The sequence below is a fragment of the Parafrankia sp. EUN1f genome, assembly GCF_000177675.1.
Classification (GTDB): domain Bacteria; phylum Actinomycetota; class Actinomycetes; order Frankiales; family Frankiaceae; genus Parafrankia.
Genome location: NZ_ADGX01000058.1, coordinates 22,430 through 49,232, shown reverse-complemented (window position 1 = coordinate 49,232; position 26,803 = coordinate 22,430). Strand labels below are relative to the sequence as shown.

General features: G+C 68.8%; 22 protein-coding genes and 1 pseudogene. 12 read left to right on the top strand and 11 right to left on the bottom strand.

Annotation, left to right across the window (positions count from 1 at the left end; all coding sequences use genetic code 11):
- The 5 genes and pseudogenes from FREUN1FDRAFT_RS18670 to FREUN1FDRAFT_RS18650 all read right to left on the bottom strand — a co-directional run.
- A pseudogene (locus tag FREUN1FDRAFT_RS18670) lies at positions 1 to 421 on the bottom strand (hypothetical protein); the annotation flags it as partial.
- Positions 422 to 549: 128 nt separating this feature from the next.
- On the bottom strand, positions 550 to 1,368 hold the full coding sequence (locus FREUN1FDRAFT_RS18665; RefSeq protein WP_006541692.1) for an SCO2525 family SAM-dependent methyltransferase: 819 nt from the start codon (positions 1,366 to 1,368) through the stop codon (positions 550 to 552).
- Positions 1,369 to 1,606: 238 nt separating this feature from the next.
- Positions 1,607 to 2,101 (bottom strand): GNAT family N-acetyltransferase, encoded by a 495-nt coding sequence (locus FREUN1FDRAFT_RS18660; protein ID WP_063745325.1) that lies wholly within the window; start codon positions 2,099 to 2,101, stop codon positions 1,607 to 1,609.
- 521 nt (positions 2,102 to 2,622) lie between these two features.
- On the bottom strand, positions 2,623 to 2,928 hold the full coding sequence (locus tag FREUN1FDRAFT_RS18655) for a GlsB/YeaQ/YmgE family stress response membrane protein (protein ID WP_006541690.1): 306 nt from the start codon (positions 2,926 to 2,928) through the stop codon (positions 2,623 to 2,625).
- A gap of 162 nt (positions 2,929 to 3,090) precedes the next feature.
- Positions 3,091 to 3,630, bottom strand: coding sequence for a hypothetical protein (locus tag FREUN1FDRAFT_RS18650; RefSeq protein ID WP_006541689.1), 540 nt, complete (start codon positions 3,628 to 3,630; stop codon positions 3,091 to 3,093).
- A 415-nt stretch (positions 3,631 to 4,045) separates the two neighbouring features.
- Between FREUN1FDRAFT_RS18650 and FREUN1FDRAFT_RS18645 the strand changes: the two genes are divergently transcribed.
- From FREUN1FDRAFT_RS18645 to FREUN1FDRAFT_RS41630, 4 genes are all read left to right on the top strand, one after another.
- Entirely contained in the window at positions 4,046 to 5,500 is a 1,455-nt protein-coding gene (locus FREUN1FDRAFT_RS18645; RefSeq protein WP_006541688.1) for an amidase, read from the top strand.
- Between the two features lie 139 nt (positions 5,501 to 5,639).
- The gene (locus FREUN1FDRAFT_RS18640) at positions 5,640 to 6,812 is read left to right on the top strand and encodes a PP2C family protein-serine/threonine phosphatase (protein WP_006541687.1); all 1,173 of its coding nucleotides are present in this window, start codon (positions 5,640 to 5,642) and stop codon (positions 6,810 to 6,812) included.
- 107 nt (positions 6,813 to 6,919) lie between these two features.
- The gene (locus tag FREUN1FDRAFT_RS18635; protein ID WP_006541686.1) at positions 6,920 to 8,311 is read left to right on the top strand and encodes a glutamate decarboxylase; all 1,392 of its coding nucleotides are present in this window, start codon (positions 6,920 to 6,922) and stop codon (positions 8,309 to 8,311) included.
- A gap of 577 nt (positions 8,312 to 8,888) precedes the next feature.
- Positions 8,889 to 9,251: a hypothetical protein gene (locus FREUN1FDRAFT_RS41630; RefSeq protein WP_006541685.1), complete on the top strand. Its 363-nt coding sequence runs from the start codon at positions 8,889 to 8,891 to the stop codon at positions 9,249 to 9,251.
- Positions 9,252 to 9,492: 241 nt separating this feature from the next.
- Here the strand turns inward: FREUN1FDRAFT_RS41630 and FREUN1FDRAFT_RS18625 are convergent, their stop codons facing one another.
- Entirely contained in the window at positions 9,493 to 10,950 is a 1,458-nt protein-coding gene (locus tag FREUN1FDRAFT_RS18625; protein WP_006541684.1) for an aldehyde dehydrogenase, read from the bottom strand.
- Positions 10,951 to 11,616: 666 nt separating this feature from the next.
- On the opposite strand from FREUN1FDRAFT_RS18625, the gene FREUN1FDRAFT_RS18620 reads away from it, so the two are divergent.
- Positions 11,617 to 12,495: a CoA ester lyase gene (locus FREUN1FDRAFT_RS18620; RefSeq protein ID WP_157474974.1), complete on the top strand. Its 879-nt coding sequence runs from the start codon at positions 11,617 to 11,619 to the stop codon at positions 12,493 to 12,495.
- A gap of 277 nt (positions 12,496 to 12,772) precedes the next feature.
- Positions 12,773 to 13,543, top strand: a complete 771-nt coding sequence (locus tag FREUN1FDRAFT_RS18615; protein ID WP_006541682.1) for an SDR family NAD(P)-dependent oxidoreductase — start codon at positions 12,773 to 12,775, stop codon at positions 13,541 to 13,543.
- 71 nt (positions 13,544 to 13,614) lie between these two features.
- On the opposite strand, the gene FREUN1FDRAFT_RS18610 is transcribed toward FREUN1FDRAFT_RS18615, so the two are convergent.
- The gene (locus FREUN1FDRAFT_RS18610) at positions 13,615 to 14,592 is read right to left on the bottom strand and encodes a TIGR03621 family F420-dependent LLM class oxidoreductase (RefSeq protein WP_006541681.1); all 978 of its coding nucleotides are present in this window, start codon (positions 14,590 to 14,592) and stop codon (positions 13,615 to 13,617) included.
- A 229-nt stretch (positions 14,593 to 14,821) separates the two neighbouring features.
- Between FREUN1FDRAFT_RS18610 and FREUN1FDRAFT_RS18605 the strand changes: the two genes are divergently transcribed.
- From FREUN1FDRAFT_RS18605 to FREUN1FDRAFT_RS18585, 5 genes are all read left to right on the top strand, one after another.
- On the top strand, positions 14,822 to 16,012 hold the full coding sequence (locus FREUN1FDRAFT_RS18605; protein ID WP_006541680.1) for a CaiB/BaiF CoA-transferase family protein: 1,191 nt from the start codon (positions 14,822 to 14,824) through the stop codon (positions 16,010 to 16,012).
- 102 nt (positions 16,013 to 16,114) lie between these two features.
- Positions 16,115 to 17,410 (top strand): aromatic ring-hydroxylating dioxygenase subunit alpha, encoded by a 1,296-nt coding sequence (locus FREUN1FDRAFT_RS18600; protein WP_006541679.1) that lies wholly within the window; start codon positions 16,115 to 16,117, stop codon positions 17,408 to 17,410.
- Between the two features lie 14 nt (positions 17,411 to 17,424).
- The gene (locus FREUN1FDRAFT_RS18595; RefSeq protein WP_006541678.1) at positions 17,425 to 17,769 is read left to right on the top strand and encodes a hypothetical protein; all 345 of its coding nucleotides are present in this window, start codon (positions 17,425 to 17,427) and stop codon (positions 17,767 to 17,769) included.
- Positions 17,770 to 17,782: 13 nt separating this feature from the next.
- The gene (locus FREUN1FDRAFT_RS18590; RefSeq protein ID WP_006541677.1) at positions 17,783 to 18,616 is read left to right on the top strand and encodes a TauD/TfdA family dioxygenase; all 834 of its coding nucleotides are present in this window, start codon (positions 17,783 to 17,785) and stop codon (positions 18,614 to 18,616) included.
- A gap of 112 nt (positions 18,617 to 18,728) precedes the next feature.
- Positions 18,729 to 19,481, top strand: coding sequence for an SDR family NAD(P)-dependent oxidoreductase (locus FREUN1FDRAFT_RS18585; RefSeq protein ID WP_006541676.1), 753 nt, complete (start codon positions 18,729 to 18,731; stop codon positions 19,479 to 19,481).
- A 111-nt stretch (positions 19,482 to 19,592) separates the two neighbouring features.
- Here the strand turns inward: FREUN1FDRAFT_RS18585 and FREUN1FDRAFT_RS18580 are convergent, their stop codons facing one another.
- Together FREUN1FDRAFT_RS18580 and FREUN1FDRAFT_RS18575 are read right to left on the bottom strand one after the other, a co-directional pair.
- Complete coding sequence (locus tag FREUN1FDRAFT_RS18580; protein WP_006541675.1) at positions 19,593 to 20,783, bottom strand: amidohydrolase family protein; 1,191 nt, start codon at positions 20,781 to 20,783, stop codon at positions 19,593 to 19,595.
- Positions 20,784 to 21,158: 375 nt separating this feature from the next.
- On the bottom strand, positions 21,159 to 22,976 hold the full coding sequence (locus FREUN1FDRAFT_RS18575) for a protein kinase (protein ID WP_006541674.1): 1,818 nt from the start codon (positions 22,974 to 22,976) through the stop codon (positions 21,159 to 21,161).
- A 393-nt stretch (positions 22,977 to 23,369) separates the two neighbouring features.
- On the opposite strand from FREUN1FDRAFT_RS18575, the gene FREUN1FDRAFT_RS18570 reads away from it, so the two are divergent.
- Positions 23,370 to 24,146: an enoyl-CoA hydratase/isomerase family protein gene (locus FREUN1FDRAFT_RS18570; protein ID WP_035952221.1), complete on the top strand. Its 777-nt coding sequence runs from the start codon at positions 23,370 to 23,372 to the stop codon at positions 24,144 to 24,146.
- A 171-nt stretch (positions 24,147 to 24,317) separates the two neighbouring features.
- On the opposite strand, the gene FREUN1FDRAFT_RS18565 is transcribed toward FREUN1FDRAFT_RS18570, so the two are convergent.
- Together FREUN1FDRAFT_RS18565 and nhaA are read right to left on the bottom strand one after the other, a co-directional pair.
- The gene (locus FREUN1FDRAFT_RS18565; RefSeq protein WP_035952240.1) at positions 24,318 to 25,088 is read right to left on the bottom strand and encodes an SDR family NAD(P)-dependent oxidoreductase; all 771 of its coding nucleotides are present in this window, start codon (positions 25,086 to 25,088) and stop codon (positions 24,318 to 24,320) included.
- Positions 25,089 to 25,212: 124 nt separating this feature from the next.
- The gene (nhaA, locus tag FREUN1FDRAFT_RS18560; protein ID WP_006541671.1) at positions 25,213 to 26,571 is read right to left on the bottom strand and encodes a Na+/H+ antiporter NhaA; all 1,359 of its coding nucleotides are present in this window, start codon (positions 26,569 to 26,571) and stop codon (positions 25,213 to 25,215) included.
- Positions 26,572 to 26,803: the final 232 nt, after the last annotated feature.

Here is a 26,803-nt window from a genome sequence, read left to right as displayed (position 1 = left end):
GCGAAAGCGTGATGGACATCGAGAACGAGTCGACGACGTCCAGGCCGAGCTGGTCCGGCTTCAGCTCGTCGCCCTCGCGCTGGGCCCGGAAATAGGAGCCGCCGGCGAAGGTTGGGTTTCCGCCCTCGTCGGAGTACCGCTCCATGTACGCCAGGAGAGTCCGCACCAGAACCTGCGGGATCCGGCGGGGATCGCCGAGCTCCGAAAGGGCCTCGGCGACGTCGCCGGCCGTCTCGTCCGGTCGGACGAAACCCATACCGGCCATCTGGTAGGCGGGATACATGATACAGAGCAGCTGCTCGGCATCACTGGTCGAATTCGAAGTGTCACGGCCACCGAAATTCCATTCCTCGTCGGGAAACGAGTACCTGGCGGCTGCCTTCCAGAGCTCCAGCAGGAGCTGCCGCGGTCGGATGTCCAACGCTTGTTCCCCCTGTCCTGACGTTCAGAAGCCGCACGCATGCGCACCGCCTCACCGGCGAGGCAGCGAGCCCTCCTGGCTCGAAGCGCGGCTGGCACCCGCATCTGCCGGGGCCCTGTTCGGTGGCATCACGGCGTGACGGCGACTTTCTTCGGCTCCTCGGGTCCTACCGGTTCCCGCCTGGTCCGGCCGCGTACCAGGACCATCGCCTCGTAACCCTCGCGTAGCAGCACCTCGGTCTCGATCCGATGCGTCTCGAGGTCCGTGACGATTCCTTCGATGCTTTCACCGATCTCAGCCATGCTCAGGGGCACCGCCGGGAAACTGACCCCCCCGATGCTGTACCCACTGGACTTCTCCATGTAGGCCATTGCGAACGGCGCGCCCGGCACGAGGGCGTCCAGGAAACACCGGGCCGCCCGCTCGGACTCCGACTTCAGCGTGGAGATCGAGCAGGCGACGAAGAACATCGTCCCGATGTCCCAGCGGGCCCGGGGCAGATCGAAGACGCTGCCCCGGCGGATTTCGGTCCGTTCCGCGAGCGCCCGCCGGGGGTCGCCGGCATCGGCGTATGCGCGTTCCTTGCTCAGCACATCCCAGAACGGATCCCAGGAGCTTCCGTAGGACTGGACCTCGTCCCTGAGCCACTCGACGTTCTTCGCCGAGAACTCCACCAGGGTCAGCCGCCGGCACCAGGGCAACATGGTCAGTGCGGGGTAGAGGTTGCTGCCGCTACCGACGTCCAGGCCGCGCAGCGTCGGGCCGTCGGCCGCTTCCGCGGCGAAGGTGACGAAGAAGTCCCGGACGCCTTCGATGATCTCCCGGTCGTCGTCGCGAAGGACCGCGTAGTTGTCCCCGTGGTACTCCTTGGGGTCGAACAGGTCCCATGGCCCCTTGGAGTTCCCCGTCCAGGCCGGTCCGGATTCACTGGGCTCTTGCTCCACCACATCGGCTCCCACGGAATGCGCACGTCAGTGTTTCGGAACGGGCCAGCGGCTGGCCCGGCATCTACAGACGACGAAACGTGGGGCTGGCCGCGCGCGGTCACACTGTGCGCCCTCGCGGACACAGCACCCCGGTAGGCGGGCGGCAGCACAGGAGCCCGCCCGCCCCAGCATGGCTTTCTGAGATCAGAGCAGGTCAGAGCAGAGCAGGTCAGAGCAGAGCAGGTCGGACCAGACCAGGTCAGCGCGGAACCGCGCTCGACGAGCGATCTCTCGAATACACGGCCGCGGCGAGCATCAGCTCGTACAGAAACCGCGGCTCGTTCGGGCCGTAATACTCCTGCTCGCGCCTGAGCCGCACGAATCCCAGTGATTCGTAAAGAGTGATCGCGGGTTTGTTGCTGGGCTCGACGGCCAGGCGCACCCGTTTCACCCCGCGTCGGTCCAGGCTCCGCAGCGTCTCCACCGCCAGCGTGCGCCCATGCCCCTGCCCACGTTGCGCGATGTCCACCCCGAGTGCGAGGAAGTGAGCTAGATCGCGCTGGGAGTCCGCACCGGACCGCACCGCGATGGAATAGCCGATCAGCCTGTCCTCGCACTCGGCCACCAGGATCTCGCTCTGGTGGACATCGAAGTACTGCCGGAGGACGAAGTAGGGATAGGCGAGATGACCGAAGATCTTCTGGTCGATCTGCTCGAGACCGGAGAGGTCCTCCGCCCTGACCGACCTCACCATGACCGCGTCCACGGCTCGTCCCTCCCGGCCTTCCCTGCCATCTCGACATACCGGCCCATGGACGACACCCACGCGAACCCGCCTTGCCGGAACGGCTCACCCACCGCTCGGCACACCCACGGCACCCTCGGCTTTCCGGCAATCGGCGCGCCACGCCCAGGCGCCAGGCCGTGCTCCAAACAGTACCGCGCTCACCACCGTCGACCGGCGGCGGCGTGCGTGAAGGCTCGTGGTGCGGGTGCATACAGACAGGATGCATCAGCGGTTGCACATTATCCGTAAAACGGATGACTCGAAGCCGACACAATTCCACCTGGACCCGAACAGTGACTGCTGAGAAGCAACAAAACGCACATCTCGACAAATGTCTGGGTGCCGCCACATCAACATCACGATAAGACGATCTTCGCCCAAGGTAGCCGGCAAAAAGAGACTCCGCAAGAGCCGGATCCGGCCCTTGCGGAGTCTCTCGTTCCGGGCGCTCCGCCCCGCTGCGGCGCGAGGCGGGCGCCAGCTCCTACCTACCGGCGGGCGTACCGGCGGCTGTGCGGGGCCCGGGAGACACCACGGCCACTGAAGGAACGCCACAGGGCGAGCACGATGATGGCTCCGATGATCGAGCCGATGACGCCCGACGGCTGGAGGGCGCCCTCGCCGAGATCCTTACCGAAGAGAACATAGCCGAGAAAGCCGCCGACGAAGGAACCGACGATTCCGACGCCAATCGTGCCGAGAATTCCGATCGGGTCCCGGCCCGGGAGAACCAGGCGGGCAACCGCGCCGGCGACAAGACCGAGCAGGACCATGACGACGAGAAAGGTGACCATCAGCGAGCTCTCCCTTACCGAGATGTTTTTCCTTCGAAGTTCGACTGAGATCATTGTTCCCGGGCGGTTCCGACACAAACATATTTATCTTGAAAATTCACGATCTGGCAGATTTACCGGTTTCCGCGGGCCCCGGACAAAGCGACAGGTGATCGGGCGAGGTCAGTCGCCGGAGCGGGCGGACCGTGTCGCCCCCCGGCGGTGCACGGTCCGCCGGAGGATCAGCAGCACCGCCACGCCGAAGGCCGCCCCGCCGGCGGCGCGAGGACGGCGCCGCGCCTGCTCGCCCACGCTTCGAGCGGCCTTTCCACTGGTCACGGCGGTTCGCTCGACAGCTGCCACCGCCTGCGGATGCTGGTCGAGCTGGTCCCGCACAGTGCTGAGAGCCTTGTCCTTCGCCTCGACCGTCCGCTCCGTCGCGGTCGCGACCGTCGGGTTCTGGGCCACCTTCTCCCGGACCGCACCCGCCGCCCGCTCCGCGACATCCCGCGTCTTCTCTGTAGCCGAAACCACATGCGGGACGAGACCGGTGGTCATGTCGTTGAACTTCCGGCGAATGTCGGCGGCGCTCACACCGCTGTCCGTCGCGGTGGCCTCCAGGGGATGTTCGGCCGCGTCCGCGGAGCGCCCACCCGCTTCCACGGAAACGGCACCGCCAGTACCCGATCCCGCGCTTCCTCCGGTATTGGGACCCTCATTCATCTCGCGCTCCTCCTCGGTCGATCACGCTTCTCGCGCACGGTGAGCTGGCGGGGACTCCCCGGTTGCCCGCACGCGCTGCCCTCCCTTCCCGACTACCCATGGAATTTTCGGATAACCCACCGTTTCAAGGGACAGCGGCGGAACCTCACGCCAGGTCCGTTTCACCCCACCCCCCCTGGACCCGCATCCCGGCCCGTCGGGGTTCCGACAGGCTCGCGCTCCGTCGGAGTTCCCGCACGCTCGCGCTTCGTAGAGCTCCGGCACGCTCGTGTTCGGCCGGATCGGCCGGATCGGTCGGACGCCGCGCGCTGGCTCGTACGTCCCATGTCCGGCAACGGAGCGCAGCGGCCGGGCGGAGTCGTCTAGCGTTCCCTTCACGGCTCCCGCCGCGCCTGTCGCGCCAAGGAGGTGCCTGATGTCGGATACCGCTGCTGTGTGGGCTGACGATGGCCAACCCGACGGCCTCTACGGCCTGCGGGAACTCGCCGCGCAGCTCGCGGCCGGGATGATGAGCTCGCAGGAGCTCGTAGCGGCCAGCCTGGAACGCATCCAGGCGACGGCCTCCACCCTCAACTCCTTCCGGGTCCTGCGCGCGGACGGGGCGCTGCGAGAGGCCGCGCAGGCGGACCGGCGGCTCGACGCCGGCGAGCGGCTGCCGCTGCTGGGCGTTCCGATCGCCATCAAGGACGACACCGACATCGCCGGGCTTCCGACCGCGTTCGGCGCCGCCGGTGACTTTCCGCCCGCGACCGAGGACTGCGAGATGGTCCACCGGCTGCGCGCCAGCGGAGCGATCATCGTGGGGAAGACGAACACCCCCGAGTTCGGGCAGTGGCCGTTCACCGAGGGGCCCGCGTTCGGCAGCACCCGCAACCCCTGGAACCTCGACTACTCGCCCGGTGGGTCCTCGGGCGGCGCGGCCGCGGCGGTCGCCGCCGGGCTGGTGCCCGCCGCGATCGGCTCGGATGGGGCCGGCTCGGTCCGCATCCCCGCCGCCTGGACCCACCTCGTCGGCATCAAGCCCCAGCGCGGACGGATCTCCAGCGCACCGGTGACCGAGCAGTTCAACGGGTTGACCACCTTCGGCCCGCTGACCCGCACCGTCGCCGACGGCGCCCTGCTGCTGGATCTGCTGGCCGGCAGCCTCCCCGTGGACCGGGACCGGGCCGCCCCACCGATGGAGTCGTTCGTGCGGTCGGCCGAACGCCCGCCGCCACGGCTGCGGATCGGGCTGTCGTTGCGGATTCCGTACAGCGGGATGCCGGCCACGCTTGATCCCGCTGTCCGCTCCGCGGTGGAACGTCTCGCCGAGGTGCTCGCCCGGCTCGGGCACGAGGTGGTGCCGCTCGATCCGCCGTACGGGCTGCTCGGTCTCCTCTTCCTCCCCCGGTCGATGGACGGCATCCGGGACTGGTCCCGCCGGGTTCCGGATCCCGGCCTGCTCGACCCGAGGACGCTGACGAACGCGCGCAACGGGCGCGCGCTGCGGCCGCTGCTCGGTCTGACCAGGGCGGCCGAGGCTCCGGCCCGGGCGTACATCGGCCGTGTCTTCCGCCAGGTGGACGTCCTGCTGGCACCGACGACCGCGGTGCCGCCACCTCGGGTCGGCGAGCTCAACCGCCCGACGAGCTGGGAGACCGATCAGGCCATCATCGCGGCGGCTCCGTACACCTGGCCGTGGAACGTCCTCGGCTGGCCGGCGATCAACGTCCCGGCGGGGCTGACCGCGGCCGGCCTGCCGGTCGGTGCGCAGCTGATGGGGCCGGCTGGTGGCGAGGGCCCGCTGATCTCCCTGGCCGCGGAGCTGGAGGACGTCGAACGGTGGTACACCCGCCGGCCGGGGCGGCTGGAGACCTCGGCACCCGCCTGACGTTGGCGAACCCGATTCCGGCGCATCCGATTCCGGCACATCCGACTCCGGCGAACCTCCGATCGCCGGCGAACCTCCGATCACAGGCGAAAATGAAGGTCTCCGGCTGACAGGCATCGTCCGCCCGGGACAATGGCGCATGCTCACCAGCGTGGTTCACCGGGTCAGGGCCCACACCGACCCGCTCACCGCCGCCCTGCTGGTCCTCGCCGCCGGGATCGCCGTCGGCGCGGCCACGGATCTGTCCACGACCGGTTATTTCGGTATCGGCGCGCTGGTCGCGGCCGTGACCTGTCCACCCCTGGTGACGCTGGGTCTGGGTCTGTGCTGCGAGGTCGTGGCGGTGGTCTCCGGGGTGTGGGACCACCGCTTCGGCAGCGGCCAGCACATCGCCGCGTGTGTGCTGGTCGCCACCCAGGTGGCCGTCGCGGTGTACGTCTCGGCCCACCGGATCCGCCGGAGCTCCGAGCTGCGGCAGGTCCGGGCGGTCGCGGAGGTCGCTCAACGGGCCCTGTTGCCGGACGTGCCGAAGACGCTGCACGGTGCCGGCTTCGCCGCCCGGTACCTCTCGGCGTCCAAGGAGGCGTCGGTCGGCGGCGACCTCTACGAAGTCGTGGCGACGCCGCACACGATCCGCCTCATCATCGGCGACGTGCGGGGCAAGGGGCTGCCCGCCGTCCGGCTCGCGGCAGTGGTGCTCGGCGCCTTCCGCGAGGCCGCGGTCACCTGGCTCGACCAGGGGCAGGTCGCGGCCGCCTGCGCACGGTCGGTGAGCCGCGAGGCGGATCCGGAGGACTTCGTGACCGCACTGCTGGTCGACATCCATCCGGACGGCCAGCTCAGCCTGTGCTCGGCGGGTCATCATCCGCCCTTGCTCGTCGGCACCACGACCACGACCACGCTGACCTGTCCGTCCGGCCCGCCGCTCGGGCTCGGTGAGCAGTTCGCCACGACGGTCACGGACTGGGAGATCGGTGACCGGCTGCTGCTGTTCACCGACGGCCTGATCGAGGCGCGTGACGGCAACCGCGCCTTCTTCCCGCTGGACCGGCACGTCGACCTGCTCCGGGAGGTGTCGCCGGGCGCCGCCCTCGATCAGCTCACCGCCGCGCTCACCAGCCATGTCGGTGGCAACCTGCACGACGATCTGGCGCTGCTGCTGGTCGAGCGGCTGGCAACGGCCCCACCGCAGCCTCGGAGCCGCTCGACCGCGTCGACCGGTCTGCCTGCCTCGACCGGCCAGAGCGGCCCGGGCGGCCAGAGCGGCCAGACCGGTGCCCAAGCGGACATCCCGCTGGCCGACGCCCGCTGAGGGCCCACGACTACCACCCTCCCCGCTCGGTACGTCACCTGGCGTAATCGATTGCTGGGTCGCAGACTCTTGGCGACACCGGTGGCGGCGGGAGGGAGGGACGTCCAATGGCCCTGCATGGTCGGGCGAAGGGCGAACACGGTGACCAGACCGTCGCGATACGCCCACACCTGGCGGTCCCGGACGCCGACACCACGGTTCCCCGGTTCCGGCTGCCCCGCTCGTCGATGCCGGCGGCGACGGCCTACCAGGTCGTGCGCGACGAGCTGATGCTCGACGGGAACGCCCGCCTCAACCTCGCGACCTTCGTCACCACCTGGATGGACGAGCACGCGGACCGGTTGATGGCGGAATGCGCGGCCAAGAACATGATCGACAAGGATGAGTACCCGCAGACGGCCGAGCTGGAGGCACGCTGCGTGAACATCCTGGCCAGGCTGTGGCACGCCCCGGACGCCGCCGACACGATCGGCTGTTCGACCACGGGTTCGTCCGAAGCCTGCATGCTGGCCGGGCTCGCCATGCTGCGCCGGTGGCGTGGCGCCCGGGACCCGCGCGACGCTCCGGCGCCGAACATCGTCATGGGCGCGAACGTGCAGGTCTGCTGGGAGAAGTTCGCCCGCTACTGGGACGTCGAGCCCCGGCTGGTCCCACTCGCTCCCGGGCGCACCCATCTGACGCCGGACGAGGCGGTCGCCCGCTGCGACGAGAACACGATCGGGGTGGTGGCCGTCCTCGGCTCGACCTTCGACGGGACCTACGAGCCCGTGGAGCAGATCGCCCGGGCGCTGGACCAGCTGGCCGAGACCGGCGGCCCGGACGTCCCGGTGCACGTCGATGCCGCCTCCGGCGGGTTCATCGCGCCGTTCTGCGACCCGGACCTGCACTGGGACTTCCGGCTGCGGCGCGTCGTCTCCATCAACACCTCAGGCCACAAGTACGGGCTCGTGTATCCGAGCGTCGGCTGGGTTGTGTGGCGCGACACCGAGCACCTTCCGGACGAACTGGTGTTCGACGTCGACTATCTCGGCGGCACGATGCCGACGTTCGCCCTGAACTTCTCCCGACCAGGGTCACAGGTGGTAGCGCAGTACTACTCGATGTTGCGACTCGGCCACGCCGGCTATCAGCTCACCGCCCGCACGTGCCGTGACAATGCGCGATGGCTTGCGGACGAGGTCGCCAAGCTGGGGCCGTTCGAGCTTGTCTCGGACGGCTCCGGCATCCCCGCGTTCGCCTTCACGACGAGGGCTGGCACGGACTTCAGCGTCTTCGACGTGTCCGAGGCGTTGCGGACCCGGGGCTGGCTGGTGCCCGCCTACCGGTTCCCCGCCGATCTGACGGATCTGGCCGTGCTGCGGATCGTGATCCGCGCGGACTTCAGCCGCGAGCTGGCGCATCTGCTGGTCGACGACCTTCAGCGGGTGGTCGGCCGGCTGAGCGGCCAGGCCTCCCGGCCGGCGTGGTCCGCCGCAGACCAGGCTTCGTTCCATCACTAGCGCCCGTTCACGGGCGCCTAAGCCCAGCTCACGGCCATGATCCTGCCCACACCGAAGGAGGAGGGAGACACGATCAGGACAACACCTTGGGCGACCGCCGGACCAGCCGGGCGTCATGGAATGTTTCGCTCCGGTGATCCCCGGACGACCGGAGGAAGTGTCGTAATCAGGACGGCGACCACGTGTCACAGCAACTGAGAAATTCTTCATAGAATGAACATGAAAACCCAAGAAAACATGGCTGTTCGGCTGGCCGCCGGCCGGTCCGCCGCTGCGGCGCCGGGCGATTGCGCGGGTCAGGGGCCCGCGAGGCCGGTGGCCGGTGCGCCCGTTTGCACCTGCCGATCGGCAGGATTACACCTGCCGGTCGGCACAGTGGCACCAACGGACCGGCCGGGCAACGTAGCACGGGTCACCCGACCGACGGGCACCGAACAGCCCGTCCTGTTACAGCGAACACACCATTCGGCGGGCTGTATTCTGGCAAACACTTAGCGTAACGCGGCGAACCTCACCATGACGACAGCCGCAAAAGTAGGCATTGTTGAAGTTAAGCGAAATCGAGAAAGGTGATGCAATGCATTCTGTGACCTCCCCCACGGCCGCGGTGCAGGCGAAGAGCAGGTTAGCCGGTGACGTCCCGCGCCAGCCTCAGCGCCGGCACCGGGACAAGGTGAGCCGTGCCGACCGAACCCTCATCGCCGTCCGTGACGCCCTGGCCCGGGCCGACCGACCGGTACGCGCGCGCGTCCTCGCCCTCGACCTCGGCCTCCCGGCCGCCGAGGTGACCGCCGGACTGCGCAGGCTGCAGGACAGCGGTGCCGCCCTCTCCCACGCTCGTCGCTGGGTCGCCGTCGACCCGTCGTCCAGCCCCGCCGCGCCCGCCGCGCCGGGCTGTGATCGCTCCGGCCCCAGCCAGCCAGGTCACAACCAGCTGTGACCCCCTACTGCTGAGCTCCCGGCAACGCCGGCCTTCCCGGTAACGCCGAGCTCCCCCATAACCGCGCCGCTCGCCCGCGAGCGGACGCAGGGCACAGGACGCGGTGTCGTCGCGACCGGTCACGCGGCACGCTCGCGCCCACCCACGGACTGGGTTCCAGCGCCTGCCCGGGGGCCGCGTCAACGGCCCCGAGGCAGGCGGGACCCGGTCGGTTCCCGGTGACCGGGCCAGCCGACGACGTTCAGGATGCCGGGGCCACCGAGATCGACTTCACGTCGAGGTAGCCCTCGATGCCCTCACGGCCCAGCTCACGCCCGATCCCGCTGGCCTTGACCCCACCAAACGGGGCGTTCGGGTCCATGCTGTAGGCCTGGTTGACGCCGAAGGTGCCGCTGCGGACCTTTCGCGCCACCGCGAGCCCGCGCTCGATGTCGGACGTCCACACCGAGCCGGACAGCCCGTACTCGGTGGCGTCCGCGATGCGTACCGCCTCGGCGTCGTCGCCGTACGGCAGAACCGTCAGGACCGGGCCGAAGATCTCCTCCCTGGCGACCCGCATGCCGCTGTCGACGTCGGCGAAGACGGTCGGGCGCACGTACCAGCCGCTCTCGACACCGGCCGGCAGATCACTGCCGCCGGTGACCAGCCGGGCACCTTCCTTCTGCCCCTCCTCGATGTAGCCGCGCACCCGCTCCTGCTGGCGCCGGGCGACCATCGGGCCGACCTTCGTCGCGGGGTCGGACGGATCACCCACCGGCAGAGACTCGACCATCGAGACCAGCGCGTCGAGGTACTCGCTGTACCGCGACCGGGGGACGAGGATCCGGGTCTGGGCGACGCACGCCTGCCCGCTGTTCATCAGCCCGGCGATCTCCACCCCTGCCGCCACCGCGGCCGGGTCGGCGTCGTCGAGCACCACGGCCGCGGACTTGCCGCCGAGCTCCAGGCTGACCCGCTTGAGGTTCGACCCGCACGAGGCGGCGACCAGGCGACCGGCCGCCGTCGACCCGGTGAACGACACCTTGTCCACGCCCGGATGTGACACGAGGTACTCGCCCAGGTCCCGGTCGCCGGGCAGCACGCTGACGACCCCCGGCGGCAGCCCCGCCTCGGTGAGCAGGTCCGCCAGCACGTAGGCGTCCAGCGGCGTCTCCGGGGACGGCTTCAGCACCACCGAGCACCCGGCGAGCAGCGCCGGCACCAGCTTCCCGACGGTCAGGAACAGCGGCATGTTCCACGGGACGATGGCGGCGACGACGCCGATCGGCTCCTTGCGGACGATGATGTCCTGCCCGTAGAAGCCCTTGCGAGGCTCCTCCCACGCCAGGTTCACCGCGATGTCGGCGAAGGCGCCCATCATCATCCAGGGCAGAGCCACGTGGGACAGCTTCGCGAACGAGATCGGCGCGCCCATCTCGGCGCTGATCAGCTCGGCGAGCTCCTTGCGGCGCGGCTTCACCAGCCCGGCGAGCCGCCGGATGACCTCGGCGCGTTCCGCCGGGTCGAGACGCGGCCAGGGGCCTTCGTCGAACGCCTGGCGCGCCGCGGCCACGGCCCGGTCGACGTCCTCGTTGCCGGCCGCCGCGATGCGGGCGATGACCTGCTCGCTGTGCGGCGAGACGACCTCGATCACGCCGGTGCCCGTGCCCGCCGGCGCGACCCACTCGCCCCCGATGTACAGATGTTCTTGCTCCTGCATGAGTCCCTCCGGACACGGCCCGCAGTAGTGGTCAGTCATTGATGAGCAACATCTCCGGGCATGCCGACGATCCCGGCACCCCACCGCGCCCTCGGCACCCCACCGTGCCACGACCCGCCCACCGCGCAGCCGCCGACAGTTGCAGTTGCCATGCGACAACACTAACGTTGCAGACAAAGTCGAACAACCGAATCCAACTCGCTCCCACTCCGCGGGAAAGTGATCCACCCGGAGAAAATTCAGCCGCGCGGCCAGGGCGAGCCCAGGCCGTTCGCACGCGTTCCCACCGAGGGTGATCAGTGGGCGATCCTCCGGGCACCACCCCAGCCGACCCACCCACCAGCACAGCACGACACCGGAAGTCGATGCCCGCACGATCCCCGGGATCGAAATCGGATCAGATCTACAACATTCGATGAAGCATCACGGTGGGATCACAGCTCTTTCGAGAACTTTCCCGCGAGCTGATTCGGACGGGCCTTCCCGGCCCGTTCAGGAGATCACCGAAGCAGCCGCGGAATTTGCCGTCATCTGACCGGGAATCCCGGCCGGAGCAGGAACAGGGAGGCAGTTGTGCCCGCACGAGACGTGCCCGAGTCCCCGGCCTCGGCGGATCCGGCCACGGTGGCCGCCGGCGCTGGCCGGCCACGCGCCCGCCGGTCCGAGCTGGCCACTCCGGCCAGCAGCGCGAAAATGTGCGAGAAAGCCGCCGCCTCCGACGCGGACCTGGTTTTTCTCGACCTGGAGGACGCCTGCGCGCCAGCTGCGAAGGAGGCGGCCCGGGGCATCGCCGTAGCCGCGCTCACGGGTCTGGAATGGGGACGGACCATCCGCGCCGTCAGGGTGAACGGCCTGGACACTCCGTGGTGTCACGACGACATCATCGAGATCGTCACCGGCGCACGCGAGGCGCTCGACGTGATCATCGTGCCCAAGGCTCGGTCCGCGCGGGATGTCTGGTGGGTCGACGTCCTGCTCACGCAGCTGGAGCACAAGCTCGGGCTCACCCGGCGGATCGCGCTGGAGGTCCTCATCGAGGAGGCCGAGGGCCTCTCGAACGCCGCCGAGATCGCCCGGGCCAGCAGCCGCCTGGAGGCGATCATCTTCGGCGCGGGAGACCTCTCCGCCTCGTTGCGGGCCCGGGTGGACGGAAACTTCGACCCGGTAGGGGACTATCCAGGGGATTTCTGGCATTTCGCACGAGTCCAGGTGCTTGCCGCGGCGCGCGGGGCAGGCATCGACGCGATCGACGCGCCCTACCCGGCGTACCAGGACATCGAGGGTTACCGGCGTGCCGCCACGCACGCCAGCCTGTTGGGATTCGACGGTAAATGGGCGATCCATCCCGCCCAGATCGCCGTCGCCAACGAGGTGTTCGCGCCGACCGAGCAGGAGGTCGCGGAGGCACACGAGGCGGTGGCGATCTACCGGGCCTCCGAGGCCGAGGGGGTGGGCGCGATCGGCCGGGACGGCCGCCTCGTCGACGCCGCGCACATGCGCCTCGCCGCGAACACGCTGTACAAGGCCTCGCTCACCGGCTCCTGACACCTGACACCCGACGCAGGGCCTCCGGTCGCGGCCACGGAGGCGGACACGGAGGCTCCGCCGCGCTGTCGCCGGCTGCATCCCCGCCGTAGCTGGGATGCAGCCGGCGAGCCAGATCCACCCGGGTACCAAAAACACGCACGACAAAATCCCGCAAGCCGCGGCGCACAGCCTTGCCCGGCTTAGCGGGAATCTTTCCAGGCGGCGGACTTAGGAACCCTTCAAGATTGCTATTTCGGCATCTTTACCTCGAACGCATGATGTGTAGACTGAGGGCATGGTCGAGCAGCTTTCTGATTCTCTAGCGGCACGCCGCTTGGCGGGGAAGGTGGCGGTGGTTACCGGTGCCGGCTCCGGAATCGGCCGGGCCACCGCCCTGCTTTTCTCACAGGCCGGTGCCAGGGTCGTCTGCGCCGATATCAGCGGCCGCGAGAAAGATACCGCGACGACGATTGGTGACGGCGCGGTCGCGGTGCACGCCGACGTCTCCGTCGCCGCCGACGCGAAAAACATGATCGACACCGCCGAACGCGAGTTCGGCCGGCTCGACGTGCTCTTCAACAACGCCGGCTTCGGCGGTCCACCGAAGCCGCTCGCCGAAATCGAGGAAGAGACCTTCGACATTCTGGTCGCGGTCAACCTCAAGGGCGTCTTCCTCGGCATGAAATACGGAATCGCCGCGATGCTGCGCCATGGCGGCGGCTCGATCATCAACACGGCGTCAGCGGCCGGGCTCGTCGGCTGGAAGGGAAAGGCCGGATATTCGGCCGCGAAGGGCGGGGTCATCCAGCTCACCAAGTCCGCCGCCCTGGACTACGCCGAGAGCCGTATCCGGGTCAACGCGATCTGCCCCGGCATGACCTGGACCGGCCTGGCCAACGCGGCCGACGACTCCGAGCCGCCGGACGGCAGCAAGCTGCCCCAGCCGATGCGGCGCTGGGGCCTGCCGCAGGAACTGGCCGCGGCCGCGCTGTTCCTCGCCAGCGACGAGGCCTCGTTCATCACCGGTACGGCGATCCCGGTCGACGGCGGCTACGTCGCCCGCTGACCCCATCCGGGTGGCCGCTGTTCCCGGGCGGCCACCCTGACCACCGGCGCCGGAGCCCGCCGCGGTCAGCGTCACCGGCCGGTCAGCTGCTCGACCACGGAGGCGAAGGCGCCGACCTCCGACTGCTGGATGCTGACGTAGTTCACCCCGAATGCCTCGCGACGCTCCTGTAGCCGCTCGACGATCTCGTCGACGGACCCCACCAGCACGTTCGGATGCCGCATCAGGCTGCCCGCGTCGACCTGCATCGTCGCCGCGACCCGGGCGAGGGCCTGCGCGGCCTCTTCGGCATCCTTGGTCACCCGGGTGAAGAACGGCGAGCTCTCGATGTCGATGCCGCCGAAGCGCTCCCCCGCGGCGTCCCGCACATACCCCACCCGGCGCACCGCCTCCTCGGCGGGCGTCAGGCCGTCGGAGTTCACCGGGACGAACGGCACGTTGGAGATGCTGACGATGTCGGCCTCACGCCCGGCGAGGGAAAGCACCCGCCGGCGGCCGCCACCGATCATGATCGGTGGGTGCGGGCGCTGCACCGGCAGTGGCAGCCCCGCGTAGCCCGTGACGTTGACGAACTCGCCCTTCTGATCGAGGGCCTCCCCGGACCAGTGGGCCTTGAACAACGCGACCGCCTCGGCGAGCTTGCTGATCCGGTGTGGCGGCGCGTCGAAGGGCACGCCCATGGCCCGGTACTCGGGCTCGCTCCAGCCCGCCCCGATACCGAACTCGAGGCGCCCGTCGGAGAGCAGGTCGATCGTCGCCGCCTCCTTCGCGAGGACGGCAGGCACGTGGTAGTCGACGCAGAAGACCCGACAACCCACGCGCAGGGTGGTCGTCACCGCGGCCGCGGTGGCCATGGCCGCGATGGGAGCGAGGTACTGCGGTGGCCACCTGGCCTCGCGCTGCGCCGGCCCCGGCCCCAGGTAGTGGTCGGCGAGGAAGAGGGTGGAGAACCCAAGATCCTCAACCCGATGAGCCAGGTCGCGCCACTCGGCAGCCGACTTCGCCTTCGTGGCCTGGACCGCGAAGCGGAAGGGTCGCTCGTTCGTCACAAGTCGGAGAATAACATGCCCGTCCGACTATAGGACGACCTCACATCTCGTGGTAGCGTCATTTCCGGTCACAAAGATCGCCGTTCTCATCCACCTTCCGAGAGGACGTGCCCATGGTCAAGGGGTCGAGGGCCGGCACCGCAGCTGGGCGGACCGTGAGACGAGGGCGCCCGGCCAACCCGACAATCGGCGCACAGTCCAACTGCGGCCGCACCGGGAGCTGAGCAGCATGCATGCACTGCAGGGCCTGAGAGTTCTCGATCTGGGCACCTACCTCGCCGGGCCGTTCTGCGCCACGGTGCTGGGTGAGTTCGGCGCCGACGTCATCAAGGTCGAGCGCCCACGGACGGGCGACAACCTGCGCCGGTTCGGCACCGAGACGGACTGCGGCGACACCCTGGTCTGGCTCAGCGAGAGCCGCAACAAGCGGTCGGTGACGCTCAACCTCGCCGACCCCCGCGGCATCGAGATCCTCCGCGAGCTCATCACGACGGTGGATGTCGTGATCGAGAACTTCCGGCCCGGGGTCATGGAGCGGTGGGGGCTCGGCCCGGAGGAGATAGCCGAACTGAACCCGCGGGCGGTGCTGCTGCGGGTCTCGGCCTACGGGCAGTCGGGGCCGAACCGGGAACTCCCCGGCTTCGCCCGGATCGCGCACGCCTTCTCCGGCCTCGCCTACCTCGCCGGCATGCCGGACGGGCCCCCGGTGACCCCCGGTTCCACCTCACTCGCCGACTACATGACCGGGCTGTACGGGGTCATCGGCGTGCTGATGGCGCTGCGGGCACGGGAGAGCACCGGGAAGGGCCAGGTCGTCGACCTGGCACTCTACGAGTCGGTCTTCCGGGCACTCGACGAGATCGCGCCCGCCTACCAGCAGTTCGGTTTCGTCCGGGAGCGGATGGGCGCCGACACCGTGAACGTGCTGCCGCACAGCCATTACCAGACCAAGGACGACCACTGGATCGCGATCGCCTGCTCCAACGACGACATGTTCGCCCGGCTGGCCCGGGCCATGGAGCGGCCGGAGCTCGCCGACGCCGACCAGCTCGGCCCGAAGGCGAACCGGCTCGCCGCCCGCGGCCTGGTCAACTCGCTGGTGGGCGAATGGGTCGGCTCGCTGCCCTGCGAGGAGGTGCTGGCCCGGTGCCGCCAGGCCCAGGTCCCAGCCGGGCAGCTCTACTCCATTGCCGACATCTTCGATGATCCGCAGTATCGGCACCGGCAGACCATCACCGTCGAGGAGTCCCGCATCGGCCCACTCGCCGTGCCCGGTGTCATCCCCGCTCTCTCCGACACACCGGGCGAGATCCGCTGGCTCGGGCCGGAGCTCGGGGCGCACACCGACGCCGTGCTCACCGAGCTGCTCCGGCGAGAGCCGGCCGAGATCAGCCAGCTACGCGCCGACGGCGTGATCTGAGCCGAGCCAGTCGAACCCTGACAACCAGCCAAAACCGCCCTTGGCAGTGTGGGCCCATCGGCGGTCCGTACCCAGATGATCCTGTGAGAGGGGTTGAAGCCGATGGCCATTCAGGAGCGACTCGCGACCGGCCGTGGCAAGTACACGCCGGGGTATCCGGATCTCGACACCGGCCCGGTGTCCTATGAGGACTCGATCTCCGAGGAGTTCTTCCAGGCCGAGCGCGAAGCGATCTTCAAGCGGACCTGGCTGAAGGTCGGCAGGGTCGAACAACTGCCACGTAACGGCACGTTCTTCACCCGCGAGCTCGTCGGCCTGGGATCCATCGTGATCACCCGGCACACCGACGGACAGGTGTACGCGCTGCACAACATCTGCGCGCACCGCGGGAACAAGGTCGTCTGGCAGGAACACCCGACCAACGAGACACAGGGCACCGCACGGCAGTTCGCCTGCAAATACCACGGCTGGCGCTACGGCCTCGACGGCAAGTGCAGCTACGTCACCAAGCGCGACGAGTTCTTCGAGTCGCTGCCCGACGACCAGCTCGCCATGCCGCAGCTGCGCTGCGAGGTCTTCGCCGGGTTCATCTTCGTGAACTTCAGCACCGACGCCCCGCCGCTGCGTGAGTTCCTCGGCGAGAAGCTGACCGCCGAGCTGGAGAGCTGGCCGTTCGAGAAGTTCACGAACCACTGGTCCTTCCGGACCAAGGTCAAGGGCAACTGGAAGATCGGCATCGACGCGCTGCTGGAGTGGTACCACCCGGCATACGTCCATGGCCGGTTCCTCAACACCAACGTGGCCGAGGCGGAGAAGCTCGTTCCGCCGATGGACTCCTACCACTACGACCTGTTCACCCCGCACATGCTGACCTCGGTACCCGGCCCGCCCGTCCTGAAGAAGAAGACCGGCTCGGTCGGCCCCGCCGCCCGCGACATGAACTGGGCCTACCGGCTGTTCCGCGCCGGCCTGTTCGGCCCGGACGACATCCGCACCGACCTCGGCCACCTCACCGACGACCGCAACCCGGGCGGGATCCGCGCCTGGAGCAACGACCAGTACTGGCTGTTCCCGAACCTGTCGATCCAGCTCTGGGGCCGCGGCTACTACATCACCTACCAGTACATCCCGGAAACGGTCGGCACCCACGCCTACGAGGTCGACATCTACTTCCCCGAGCCGAGGACCGCCTCCGAACGGCTCGCGCAGGAACTCGTCGTCGACAGCACCATCGAGTTCGCGATGCAGGACACGAACACGGTCGAGGCGACCTGGTCACAACTCAACAACCGGGCGCTGCAGACGTTCCACCTGTCCGACATGGAACTGATGATCCGCCAGTTCCACAAGGTCGTCCGGGACGCCGTCGCGGCGCACCAGGCCGGCAGCGAGAAGTAAAGGACCCCGGGACCATGACCACCACTGCCACGGGACTGCTGCCCGAGCCGTTCCGCGCCCTCGAGCCCTGGGTCACCGACTGGGCCCTGGCCACCCGCGAAGAGCGCTATCAGAAGCGGCTGTCCAAGACCATCGACGAGCTCCAGGCGTTCTACGACGCGATCGCCCCACTCGCCGAGGACGCGATCGCCTACCTCGACACCCGCGACGTGCACGCCCTGTCCGACCAGGACACCCGCCTGCTCCACCTGCTCTATTCGATGATCATGACGTCCTACCCGGTCAACATCTTCAAGCAGCCGCGGATCCCGGACTCGGGCGCCGCCTACTTCGACACCGCCGTCGAACCGGCCCTCTGAGAAGGCGACCGCCATGGGCATCACCACAAGGAAGATCACCCCGAACACCGGGACGGAGTTCAGCGGGCTGACGGGCACCCAGCTCGTCGACAAGGGCGTCGCCGCGGACGCCCTCGCTGCTCTGGAGGAGAGCGGCGTCGTCGTCTTCCGGGAGGCCGACATCGACGACGAGAGCCTGGTCGCCTTCGGCCGGCTGCTCGGAGATGTCCTGCCGCTGCCGATGGGCGGCCACCGGCTCAAGGAGATCCAGCGGATCACCCGCGACGCGTCGCAGAGCAAACTGGCGGCGTACCGCGAGGCCACGTTCTACTGGCACATCGACGGGACCACCGGCGAGGTGCCGGACAAGGCCACGCTGCTCACGGCGCGCCAGATCTCGGGGAGCACGGAGGGCGACACCGAGTTCGCCAACACCTACGCTGCGTACGAGGCCCTGTCCGACGAGGACAAGGCCTCGCTGGAGGGTGTGCGCGCCCTGCACAGCTTCACCGCCTCCCAGCTCGTGGCCAACCCTGACCCCTCGCCCGAGGAGCGGGCGGCCTGGGACCGCAACCCGACCCGGGAGCAGCCGGTGGTGTGGACCCGCCGCAACGGGCGTAAGTCGCTGCTGGTCGGGTCGACGGCGGGCGAGGTCGTCGGCCTGCCCGCGGACGAGGGCCGGGCGCTGCTCGACCGCCTGCTGGACTGGGCGACCCAGCCGCAGTTCGTCCTCCGGCACCGCTGGACCCAGGGCGATCTGGTGATCTGGGACAACACCGGGATGCTGCACCGGGCCCTGCCCTACGGACCGACGTCCTCCAGGCTTATGCACCGCGCATCACTGGCCGGCGAGGAGCCCGTCGCGTAATGCTGTTCGCAGGGTGCGAGAGTGGGTCATCCGCCTGGCGGTTCGCCCGCTCTCGCGTCCTCGAGGGATCACAGCGACGTAGCAAACAGCTACCACAGGGAGGTTCGGCACAGTGACCGAACGACGCACGGCAGTCGTCACCGGGGGTGGCTCGGGCATCGGGCGCGCCATCAGCCTCCGGCTGGCCGAGGACGGTTTCGCGACCGCCGTACTCGACCTCAACGAGGAGGCCGCCCAGGTCGTGGCCGAGGAGGCCCGCCAGAAGGGCGGCGAGGCCACCGCGTTCGCTGTCGACGTCTCCGACCGCGCGAAGGTCGACGCCGCGCTCGAGAAGGTGCGCGAGACCTACGGCCCCATCCTCGTCCTCGTCAACAACGCCGGGATCACCGGTTTCAAGGAGTTCCTGAAGATCACCGACCCGGTCTGGGACCGGATCGTCGCGGTGAACCTCAGCGGGCCGCTCTACTGCACCCAGAACGCCGTGCCGGACATGATCGAGGCGGGCTGGGGGCGGATCGTCAACATCTCGTCGTCCAGCGCCCAGTCCGGGCAGCAGTACATGGTGCACTACGTGTCGACCAAGGCCGGCCTGATCGGCATGACCAAGTCGCTCGCCCTCGAGCTCGGCCCGAAGGGGATCACGGTCAACACGATTCCGCCGGGCTTCGTCGACACCCCGATGCTGCGGGCGTCCGAGGAGCGCGGCCTGCTCGGCGGAAGCGTCGACAAGCACGCCGACCTGACCCCCGTCCGGCGCCCCGGCAAGCCCGAGGACATCGCCGCCGCCGCGTCCTTCCTCATCTCCGAGGAGGCCGGCTACATCACCGGGCAGGTCATCGGCGTCAACGGCGGCCGCAACACCTGAGCGAGCCGCTGTCAGCACCGCGGTCAGCACCGCCGCGGTCGGCACCGCCGCGGTCAGCACCGCGGCCCGGCGCCGCACTCATCGATGCGGCGCCGGGCCCGGCCGAGCTCGTCAGGCGGGCACGCCGACGCCCATGAGCTGGGCGAGGTTGCCACCCATGATCTTGCGGACGAGCTCCTCGGGCAGGTGGGACAGCTCGTCGATGTAGCTCACCGGGTTGGCGAGGCCCTCCGGGTGCGGATAGTCCGAGCCGAACAGGACGTTGTCCTCGCCCAGCAGCTGCGCGAGCTCGCCGAGGTCATCCTCCCAGAACGGGCTCACGTAGATGTTCCGCTTCACGACCTCGACCGGGTTCTCCAGGAAGTCCTGCGGCATCTTCTTGTAGAGCGCCTTCATCGCGGTGAGCAGCGGGGCGACCCAGCTCATCCCGTTCTCGATGACCGCGACCTTGAGGCCCGGGAAGCGGGAGAGCGCGCCGTGGCAGACCAGCGCCGAGACCGCGTCCTCGATCGGCCGCCAGGCCTGCAGCATGCGGAACGTGTTCGGCTGGAAGGGCAGCATCTCGGTGCTCGAGCCCATCCACTCACTCTGGTACCGCGAGTAGCCGCTGTCGGACGAGTGCATCGCGACGAGGATGCCGGACTCCTGAACCCGCTCCCAGAACGGGTCGAACTCCGGCAGGCCGAACGAGCGCGGGCCGCGCAGGCCGGGGACCGGCGCAGGCCGGATGAGAACGGCGCGCGCGCCGCGCTCCAGCACCCACTCCAGCTCCTCGATCGCCTTCTCCACGATCGGCAGGGTGATCACCGGAGTGGTGAAGATGCGGTCCAGGCCCTCGTAGTTGAACTGCCAGGTCTCGTACAGCCACTCGTTCAGGGAGTGGATGACGGCGTGCACCAGATCCGGGTCGTCGCGCATGCGCTCCTCGATGAGGCTCGCCAGCGTCGGGAACATCAGGGTGCGCTCGATCCCCTGCTCGTCGAGCAGCTGGAGCCGAGAGGCCGGCTCTCGCCAGGCGTCGATGCACTTGACCGGCTTGCCGAAAATCTCCCGCCGGGACAGGCCGCCGGGGTTTCCCTTCCGGTAGTAGTCCTCCTGCGCACCGGGCCGGGCCACGACGTCGAAGGTCGGGTTCGGGATGTACTCGCTGACCTGGCCACGAACCATGATCTTGGTGCGACCACGGACCTCGACATAGTCGACCGCGCCCTTGTACCGGTCGGGCAGAAATTTCGTCAACGCCTCACGCGTCTCGTACAGGTGATTATCGGCGTCGAACACCGGAATGTCTGAGCGGGGCACGCGGCGCCCTCCCATGGGTAGTCGGTCCGTAGACGTGGGTAGTCGGTCGCAGAAGTCGGCCGGGGCAGGCCAAAGACGGTCGGCGCAGGCCGACCGTTCGCGATAAACACCCATATCCTGACTACACGGCGAGGCCGCCACGCGCCAGCGGTCGGCACCGCGCCACCCCGGGCGCCGCAGCACGGGCACGGCGAAGTCAGACCCGATGCCCTCCGGACCGTCTGTCCTCTCGCCTCCGCCGACCGAGGTGGAGGCACACCGCTATCCGGAGGCTCGGTCCCGCGCGCGCCGCGCGCCAAGCCGAGCCCCCCGTCCGCAGCCAACGGCCCATGACTCCTGGCTCCGATGACCTGACGGTTCAGGTGACGTAGCGGTTCAGCTGGGAACCTCGTCCGCGGAGCCGATCACCTTCGCCTCCCCGAAAACCACCCGCGAGTCATACCTGGAATATCCCTCACCGGTGTCTCCGTCCGTATGAGTGATCTCGAGACGGAGTCGCAGGATTCCCCTTACATCGATGTCGATCGGGATGGATTCACCGAGCCGGATCGTATGATCGGCCAGTCGTTGGTTGTCTCCGTAGATACTGACCTGGTACACCGCGGTACTACGAGCATCATCCGCAAGTCCGACCACCGCCTGGAACCTCTGGAAATGACGCCCGAGATCGTAGTCGACCTTCCCGACGCGGTAGTTTGCGGCATACTTGTCACCCACAGCCCGGATAAGAATGCTACGCGTCTGCTGCTGGCCGTTCACCGCCACGGCTCCGGTCTCCACCGCCCCGGCGCTCTCCAGCGCCGTGAACTCGGAAAGGTAACGATCGACGCCCTGGGAAACGGGACCTGAACTCGTCTCCGGCGACGGACTGCTGCCACGAGTCGCCGTGGACCTGCTGGAGCTCGTGGGCTCGCTGGAAAACGTGGGCTCGCTGGAGAAGGTGGACTCGTTGGCACTCACGGTCTGGGGGGTCAGGCCATCACCGGTGGCCCCCTTGTCTGGCGAGTCGTTGTTCAGCGCCGCGAGCACGACTGCCAGCACGAGCGCTGCCGCGCCCAGACCACCCACCGCCCAGGCCAGCTGTTTCCCACGCGGAGACCCAGCGGATGGAGGTCCAGCGGTTGGGGGTACCGACGGCGGGCCCCACTGCGACGAACCCGGCGGAATGGGGCCGGTCGGAACGTGGCCGATGGTGCCGCCCGGTGGCAGCGGCGGTGGCGGCGGTGGGGTGAGGCTGTACTGGGTGAGATCCGCGATCACGGTGGCCGGTAGCCAGCCCTCACCGATACGCAGTCGCTCGTCGGTGGAGGCCTCCCGGCACATGTCGATCAGCACTGCCGGGGTGGGCCGGCGCGCCGGATCCTTGTCCACACAGACTTCCAGGAGCCCGCGGATCTGGTCCGGGCAACGATCCCAGGCCGGTGGCTTGTTCTCGATGCGGTAGAAAACCGAGGCGTCCGCCCCGAACGGAAGCTCGCCGGTGACGGCGTAGTAGGCAGTGGCACCCAGGGCGAAAACGTCCACGGCCGGGCCGAGGGGTGCCCCCTGGACCTGTTCGGGAGACATGAAGGCCGGGGTACCGACCCGTACCCCGGTCTGCGTAATGGCCCCCGAGGAGGCCTCGACGGCCCGGGATATTCCGAAGTCGATGACCCGGGGGCCGTCAGCAGCCAGGATGACATTTCCTGGTTTGAGGTCGCGGTGAATGATTTCGGCCGCGTGAATCGATTGCAATGCCTCGGCCACACCGGCGATCAGGACGAGGACCGTCTCCACCGGCAACGCACCCTGGCGGCCGACCGTCACCGCCAGCGAAGGCGCCGCAACGTACGCCGTGGCCAGCCACGGCTGCGGGGCTTCGGGGTCCGCGTCGATGACGGGGGCGGTGTAGAGGCCCTGCACCCGCTGCGCGATAGCGACTTCTGTCCTGAATCGGCGCCGGAACTCCGGATCGGCCGCGAACTCCGGCCGCGCCACCTTGAGCGCCACCGGCCGCCCGCCAGGCGTGTAGGAAAGGAACACCGCCCCCATGCCACCTTCGCCGATCCGGGCCCGGATCAGGTATCCGCCGACTACCCGGGGATCCTGTGGGGCCAGCGGCGAGAAAACGGTGCCTGGTGCGGACTCCGGCCTGCCTGGCTCACCCATGGGCACGCCCGATGGCGTATTGATCATCGTCTCCCCGTAGTGCATGCATCCCGATACCGAGGAAAAATACAATAAGCAGGTCGAACGGGATCTTAACAGTCGCCAGGGGACGAGAGCCGATGACTGCACAACACGGTCGAGGCTATCCGGACGATCCGGCCATAAATGTGTGTCCGCCCAGGTCAGCCGACATTCGAGCGTCGCAACGGGACACCCGGCCCCGGCCGGGCGATGCCGAGCGTCACCAACATCATTCTCAGGGGACAGAAGTTGATTCGCTCTCAACGAGAATGTAGTTTGCAAGCGTTGGGGACGAGAAGATACGGTTCCGGATCGTCACGGTGACTCCGCGACGACCGGTGGGCATCGTCGAGGGCCACGCACCGGGGCCGGCCACCGACACCATCGCTACCCGGACCAGCGGATTGGACGTATGACGTGTACGACATGCCGGAGGAGATCGAAGTCCGCGCCGACGGGTCGCTGCGGATCATCACTCTGAACCGACCCGACGAGCTCAACGCCGTCAACGACGCCCTGCACACCGGGCTCGCGAAGCTCTGGCCGCAGCTGAACGAGGACCGCGAGGTCCGGGCCGCCGTGCTCACCGGCGCCGGCCGGGCCTTCTCCGCGGGCGGCGACTTCACCTACCTGAACGAACTGTTCCAGGACCGGGAGCTGCGCGCCAAGTCGATCGCGCACGGGCGTGACATCGTCCTCAACATGGTGCGGTGCCGCATCCCGGTCGTCGCCGCGGTGAACGGCCCCGCGGTCGGCCTCGGATGCAGCCTGGTCGCCCTCAGTGACATCGTCTACATCGGCGAGAAGGCGTTCCTCGCCGACCCGCACATCCAGGTCGGGCTGGTGGCCGCCGACGGCGGCCCGCTCACCTGGCCGCTGAACACCAGCCTGCACCTGGCCAAGGAGTACGCGTTCACCGGCGCGCGCATCTCGGCCGAGCGCGCCATCCAGATGGGGCTGGCCAACCACATCGCCGCCGACCCGCTGGCCGAGGCGGTGGCCTGCGCGAAGCGCATCGCCGAGCTGCCCCGGCAGGCGGTGGAGGCCACCAAGCGGCTGCTCAACATCCACCAGGAGCGTGCTGTGCTCGCCAGCCTCGACTACGCGAACACCGCCGAGGAGCAGTCCTTCCAGACCGACGACTTCGCCGCCATCGTCGCGAGGCTCTCCGCCAAGAACGCCGCCAAGAGCTGATCAGGGCTGGCGGGATCGTGTGTGCACGCGCCCGCAATTCACACCAATAGCCGCAAACCGGATTAGACAATCAGCAAGAAGTGAGGATTTCGGTCGTTTTCGCAGCCGAAATCCTCACTTCTTGCTCAGAAGCAGCGGCATCAGAAGCCGCAACATCAGCGGGCCGGCTGGTCAGAGCGTCCGGAACAGGCCGCCGTCGACGAGGATCTGGGCGCCGTTGACGTAGCCGGCGGCGTCGCTCGCGAGGAAGAGGCAGACGCCGACCATGTCGCCGGGCACGCCGATCCGCTTCATCGGATTCATCTCGGCGGCGAGGCGCTTGGCGTCCGGGCCCCAGGCGTTGGTGATGTCGGTGTCGAACGCCCCGGGCAGGACCAGATTCGCCCGCACCTTGGGCGCCCAGGCCCCGGCAAGGCCGAGGGTCAGCGCGTTGAGGGCCGCCTTCGCCATCGCGTAGGGCAGGTCGCTCGGGTTCGGCCGCAGCGAGCCGGCCGTCGTCACGTTGATGATCGAGCCGCCGTCGCCGGCCGCCATGCGCGTGCCGATCAGGGCGCTCAGCCGGAACGGCCCACCCGCGTTGACCGCGTGCACCTTGTCGTACAGTGCCTGGCTGACCGAGGCCAGGTCGTCGTACACGGGCGACATTCCGGCGTTGTTCACGAGCACGTCGCAGCGGCCGAACTCGGCGTAGACCGTGTCCACGAGGCTGTCGCAGTCTTCCCACCGGCCGACGTGGCAGGCGACGGGGAGGGCGCGTCGTCCGGTTGCCGCCTCGATCTCGGCCGCCGCGGCCTTGCAGGCGTCGAGCTTTCGGCTCGCGACGACGACGTCCGCGCCGGCCGCGGCGAAGCCCTCGGCGACCGCCCGGCCGATTCCCCTGCTGCCGCCGGTGACGACAGCCACCCGACCGGAGAGATCTAGCATCTGACTAGGTGTACTCATCTTGTCTTCGGTCACCATGCGAGTCTCGCCTACCTCGCCCTGGCAGACACCTGTCTTAGCGACAAACCGGCGGAGCAGGCGACGGAGAAGACGACCGGGCAGGCAGTGGCCCGGGGCAGGCCGGTCACCGGCCCCGCCGGTCGGCCTCGGAGGTCTGGTAGATGTCGGGGATGCCGTCGGCGTCGAGGTCGACCGCCTCCTCGGCGGCCAGCCGACGGTAGACCCGGTTGCGCGCGCGCAGCACGATCGTGGCGAACATCGCCGCGGCCACCGAGCCGACGAAGATCGCAATCTTGACGTGATTGACCTGCCCCGCGTCGTCGTCGAACGCGAGCTCACCGAGCAGCAGGCAGACGGTGAAGCCGACTCCGGCGAGCAGCGCGACGCCGAACACGTCCCACCAGGAAAGCTCCGAATCCAGCTCGGCCCGGGTGAACCGCGCCAGCAGCCAGGTCGACCCCAGCACCCCGATCGGCTTGCCCAGCAGCAGACCCAGCGCCACCCCGATGGCGATCGGATCGGTGAACGCCCCGCCGATGCCGCCTTCGAGCAGGGAGACACCGGCAGCCATCAGCGCGAAGAGCGGCACGGCCACGCCCGCCGAGACGGGGCGCCAGAAGTGTTCGAAGCGCTCCGACATCCCCGCCTGCTCCCCGGGGCCGGGGCGAGCCGGGACGGTGAAGCCCAGGAGCACCCCGGCGATGGTCGCGTGGATCCCCGAGGCGTGCATGAAGGCCCACGCGGCGACCGCGAGCGGCACCAGCAGCCACCACCGCGTGACAGAACGGTTCACCAGGAGCCCGAACACGACGATGAGAGCCAGTGAGGCCAGCGCCGGGCCCGGGCTCAGATGATCGGTGAAGAACAGCGCGATGATCGCGATCGCCAGCAGGTCGTCGACCACCGCCAGCGTGAGCAGGAAGGACCGCAGCGCTGCCGGCAGGTACGTACCGATGATCGCCAGCACGGCCACGGCGAACGCGATGTCCGTCGCGGTGGGCACCGCCCAGCCGGTGGATGATCCGTCCGCGCTCACCGTGTTGACCAGCAGGTAGATCAGGACGGGGGTCACCATCCCACCGACCGCGGCGACGACGGGCAGCACCGCCCGGCTCACCGACCTCAGGTCCCCCAGCAGGAACTCCCGCTTGAGCTCCAGCCCCACCACGAAGAAGAAGATCGCCAGCAGGCCGTCCGCCGCCCACTGCTCCAGGCTCAGATGCAGGTGCAGCGAACCGGGCCCGACGCTGGTCTCGATCAACGAGTGGTACGACTCCCGCCAGGGCGAGTTCGCCCAGATCAGCGCGATCAGGGCACCGGCCAGCAGCAGGATGCCGCCCACCGTCTCGTCGCGCAGGATGCCCGCGACGTGCTGAGCCTGCGGCCAGCTCGGCAGGCCCAGCAACCGTGACCGGGACGGCGCAGGGTCGGACGGCTGGGGTCCGGCACTTCCACGCGACTCTCGGCGGGGCGGAACGGGCATCGGCAGCTCTTCTCGGTCGGTACGGAGCGCGCTCATGCCCGGACCGCGAAAAATGACCTGAAAATTCCGATCATCGGCGGCCCCGCGGGGCCACTGAGACGAACCCTCGAGCCCTCACGATTTCGGGCACAACGCACTGAACTGCCGACCAGGCTTCCCGGCACACCTCCGGGAAGCCTACATGGGCCCTACCAGGCAGCACCAGACCATGATCTCGCCAGCTCGCCGGTGT

Bases quoted from the DNA above. Each gene is read 5' to 3' on its own strand.
- FREUN1FDRAFT_RS18605 (WP_006541680.1), top strand. From the start codon at position 14,822: ATGCATGCACTGCAGGGCCTGAGAGTTCTCGATCTGGGCACCTACCTC.
- FREUN1FDRAFT_RS18615 (WP_006541682.1), top strand. From the start codon at position 12,773: ATGGTCGAGCAGCTTTCTGATTCTCTAGCGGCACGCCGCTTGGCGGGG.
- FREUN1FDRAFT_RS18600 (WP_006541679.1), top strand. From the start codon at position 16,115: ATGGCCATTCAGGAGCGACTCGCGACCGGCCGTGGCAAGTACACGCCG.
- FREUN1FDRAFT_RS41630 (WP_006541685.1), top strand. From the start codon at position 8,889: ATGCATTCTGTGACCTCCCCCACGGCCGCGGTGCAGGCGAAGAGCAGG.
- FREUN1FDRAFT_RS18625 (WP_006541684.1), bottom strand. From the start codon at position 10,950: ATGCAGGAGCAAGAACATCTGTACATCGGGGGCGAGTGGGTCGCGCCG.
- FREUN1FDRAFT_RS18650 (WP_006541689.1), bottom strand. From the start codon at position 3,630: ATGAATGAGGGTCCCAATACCGGAGGAAGCGCGGGATCGGGTACTGGC.
- FREUN1FDRAFT_RS18575 (WP_006541674.1), bottom strand. From the start codon at position 22,976: ATGCACTACGGGGAGACGATGATCAATACGCCATCGGGCGTGCCCATG.
- nhaA (WP_006541671.1), bottom strand. From the start codon at position 26,571: ATGCCCGTTCCGCCCCGCCGAGAGTCGCGTGGAAGTGCCGGACCCCAG.
- FREUN1FDRAFT_RS18655 (WP_006541690.1), bottom strand. From the start codon at position 2,928: ATGGTCACCTTTCTCGTCGTCATGGTCCTGCTCGGTCTTGTCGCCGGC.
- FREUN1FDRAFT_RS18635 (WP_006541686.1), top strand. From the start codon at position 6,920: ATGGCCCTGCATGGTCGGGCGAAGGGCGAACACGGTGACCAGACCGTC.
- FREUN1FDRAFT_RS18645 (WP_006541688.1), top strand. From the start codon at position 4,046: ATGTCGGATACCGCTGCTGTGTGGGCTGACGATGGCCAACCCGACGGC.
- FREUN1FDRAFT_RS18640 (WP_006541687.1), top strand. From the start codon at position 5,640: ATGCTCACCAGCGTGGTTCACCGGGTCAGGGCCCACACCGACCCGCTC.
- FREUN1FDRAFT_RS18590 (WP_006541677.1), top strand. From the start codon at position 17,783: ATGGGCATCACCACAAGGAAGATCACCCCGAACACCGGGACGGAGTTC.
- FREUN1FDRAFT_RS18565 (WP_035952240.1), bottom strand. From the start codon at position 25,088: ATGAGTACACCTAGTCAGATGCTAGATCTCTCCGGTCGGGTGGCTGTC.
- FREUN1FDRAFT_RS18660 (WP_063745325.1), bottom strand. From the start codon at position 2,101: ATGGTGAGGTCGGTCAGGGCGGAGGACCTCTCCGGTCTCGAGCAGATC.
- FREUN1FDRAFT_RS18595 (WP_006541678.1), top strand. From the start codon at position 17,425: ATGACCACCACTGCCACGGGACTGCTGCCCGAGCCGTTCCGCGCCCTC.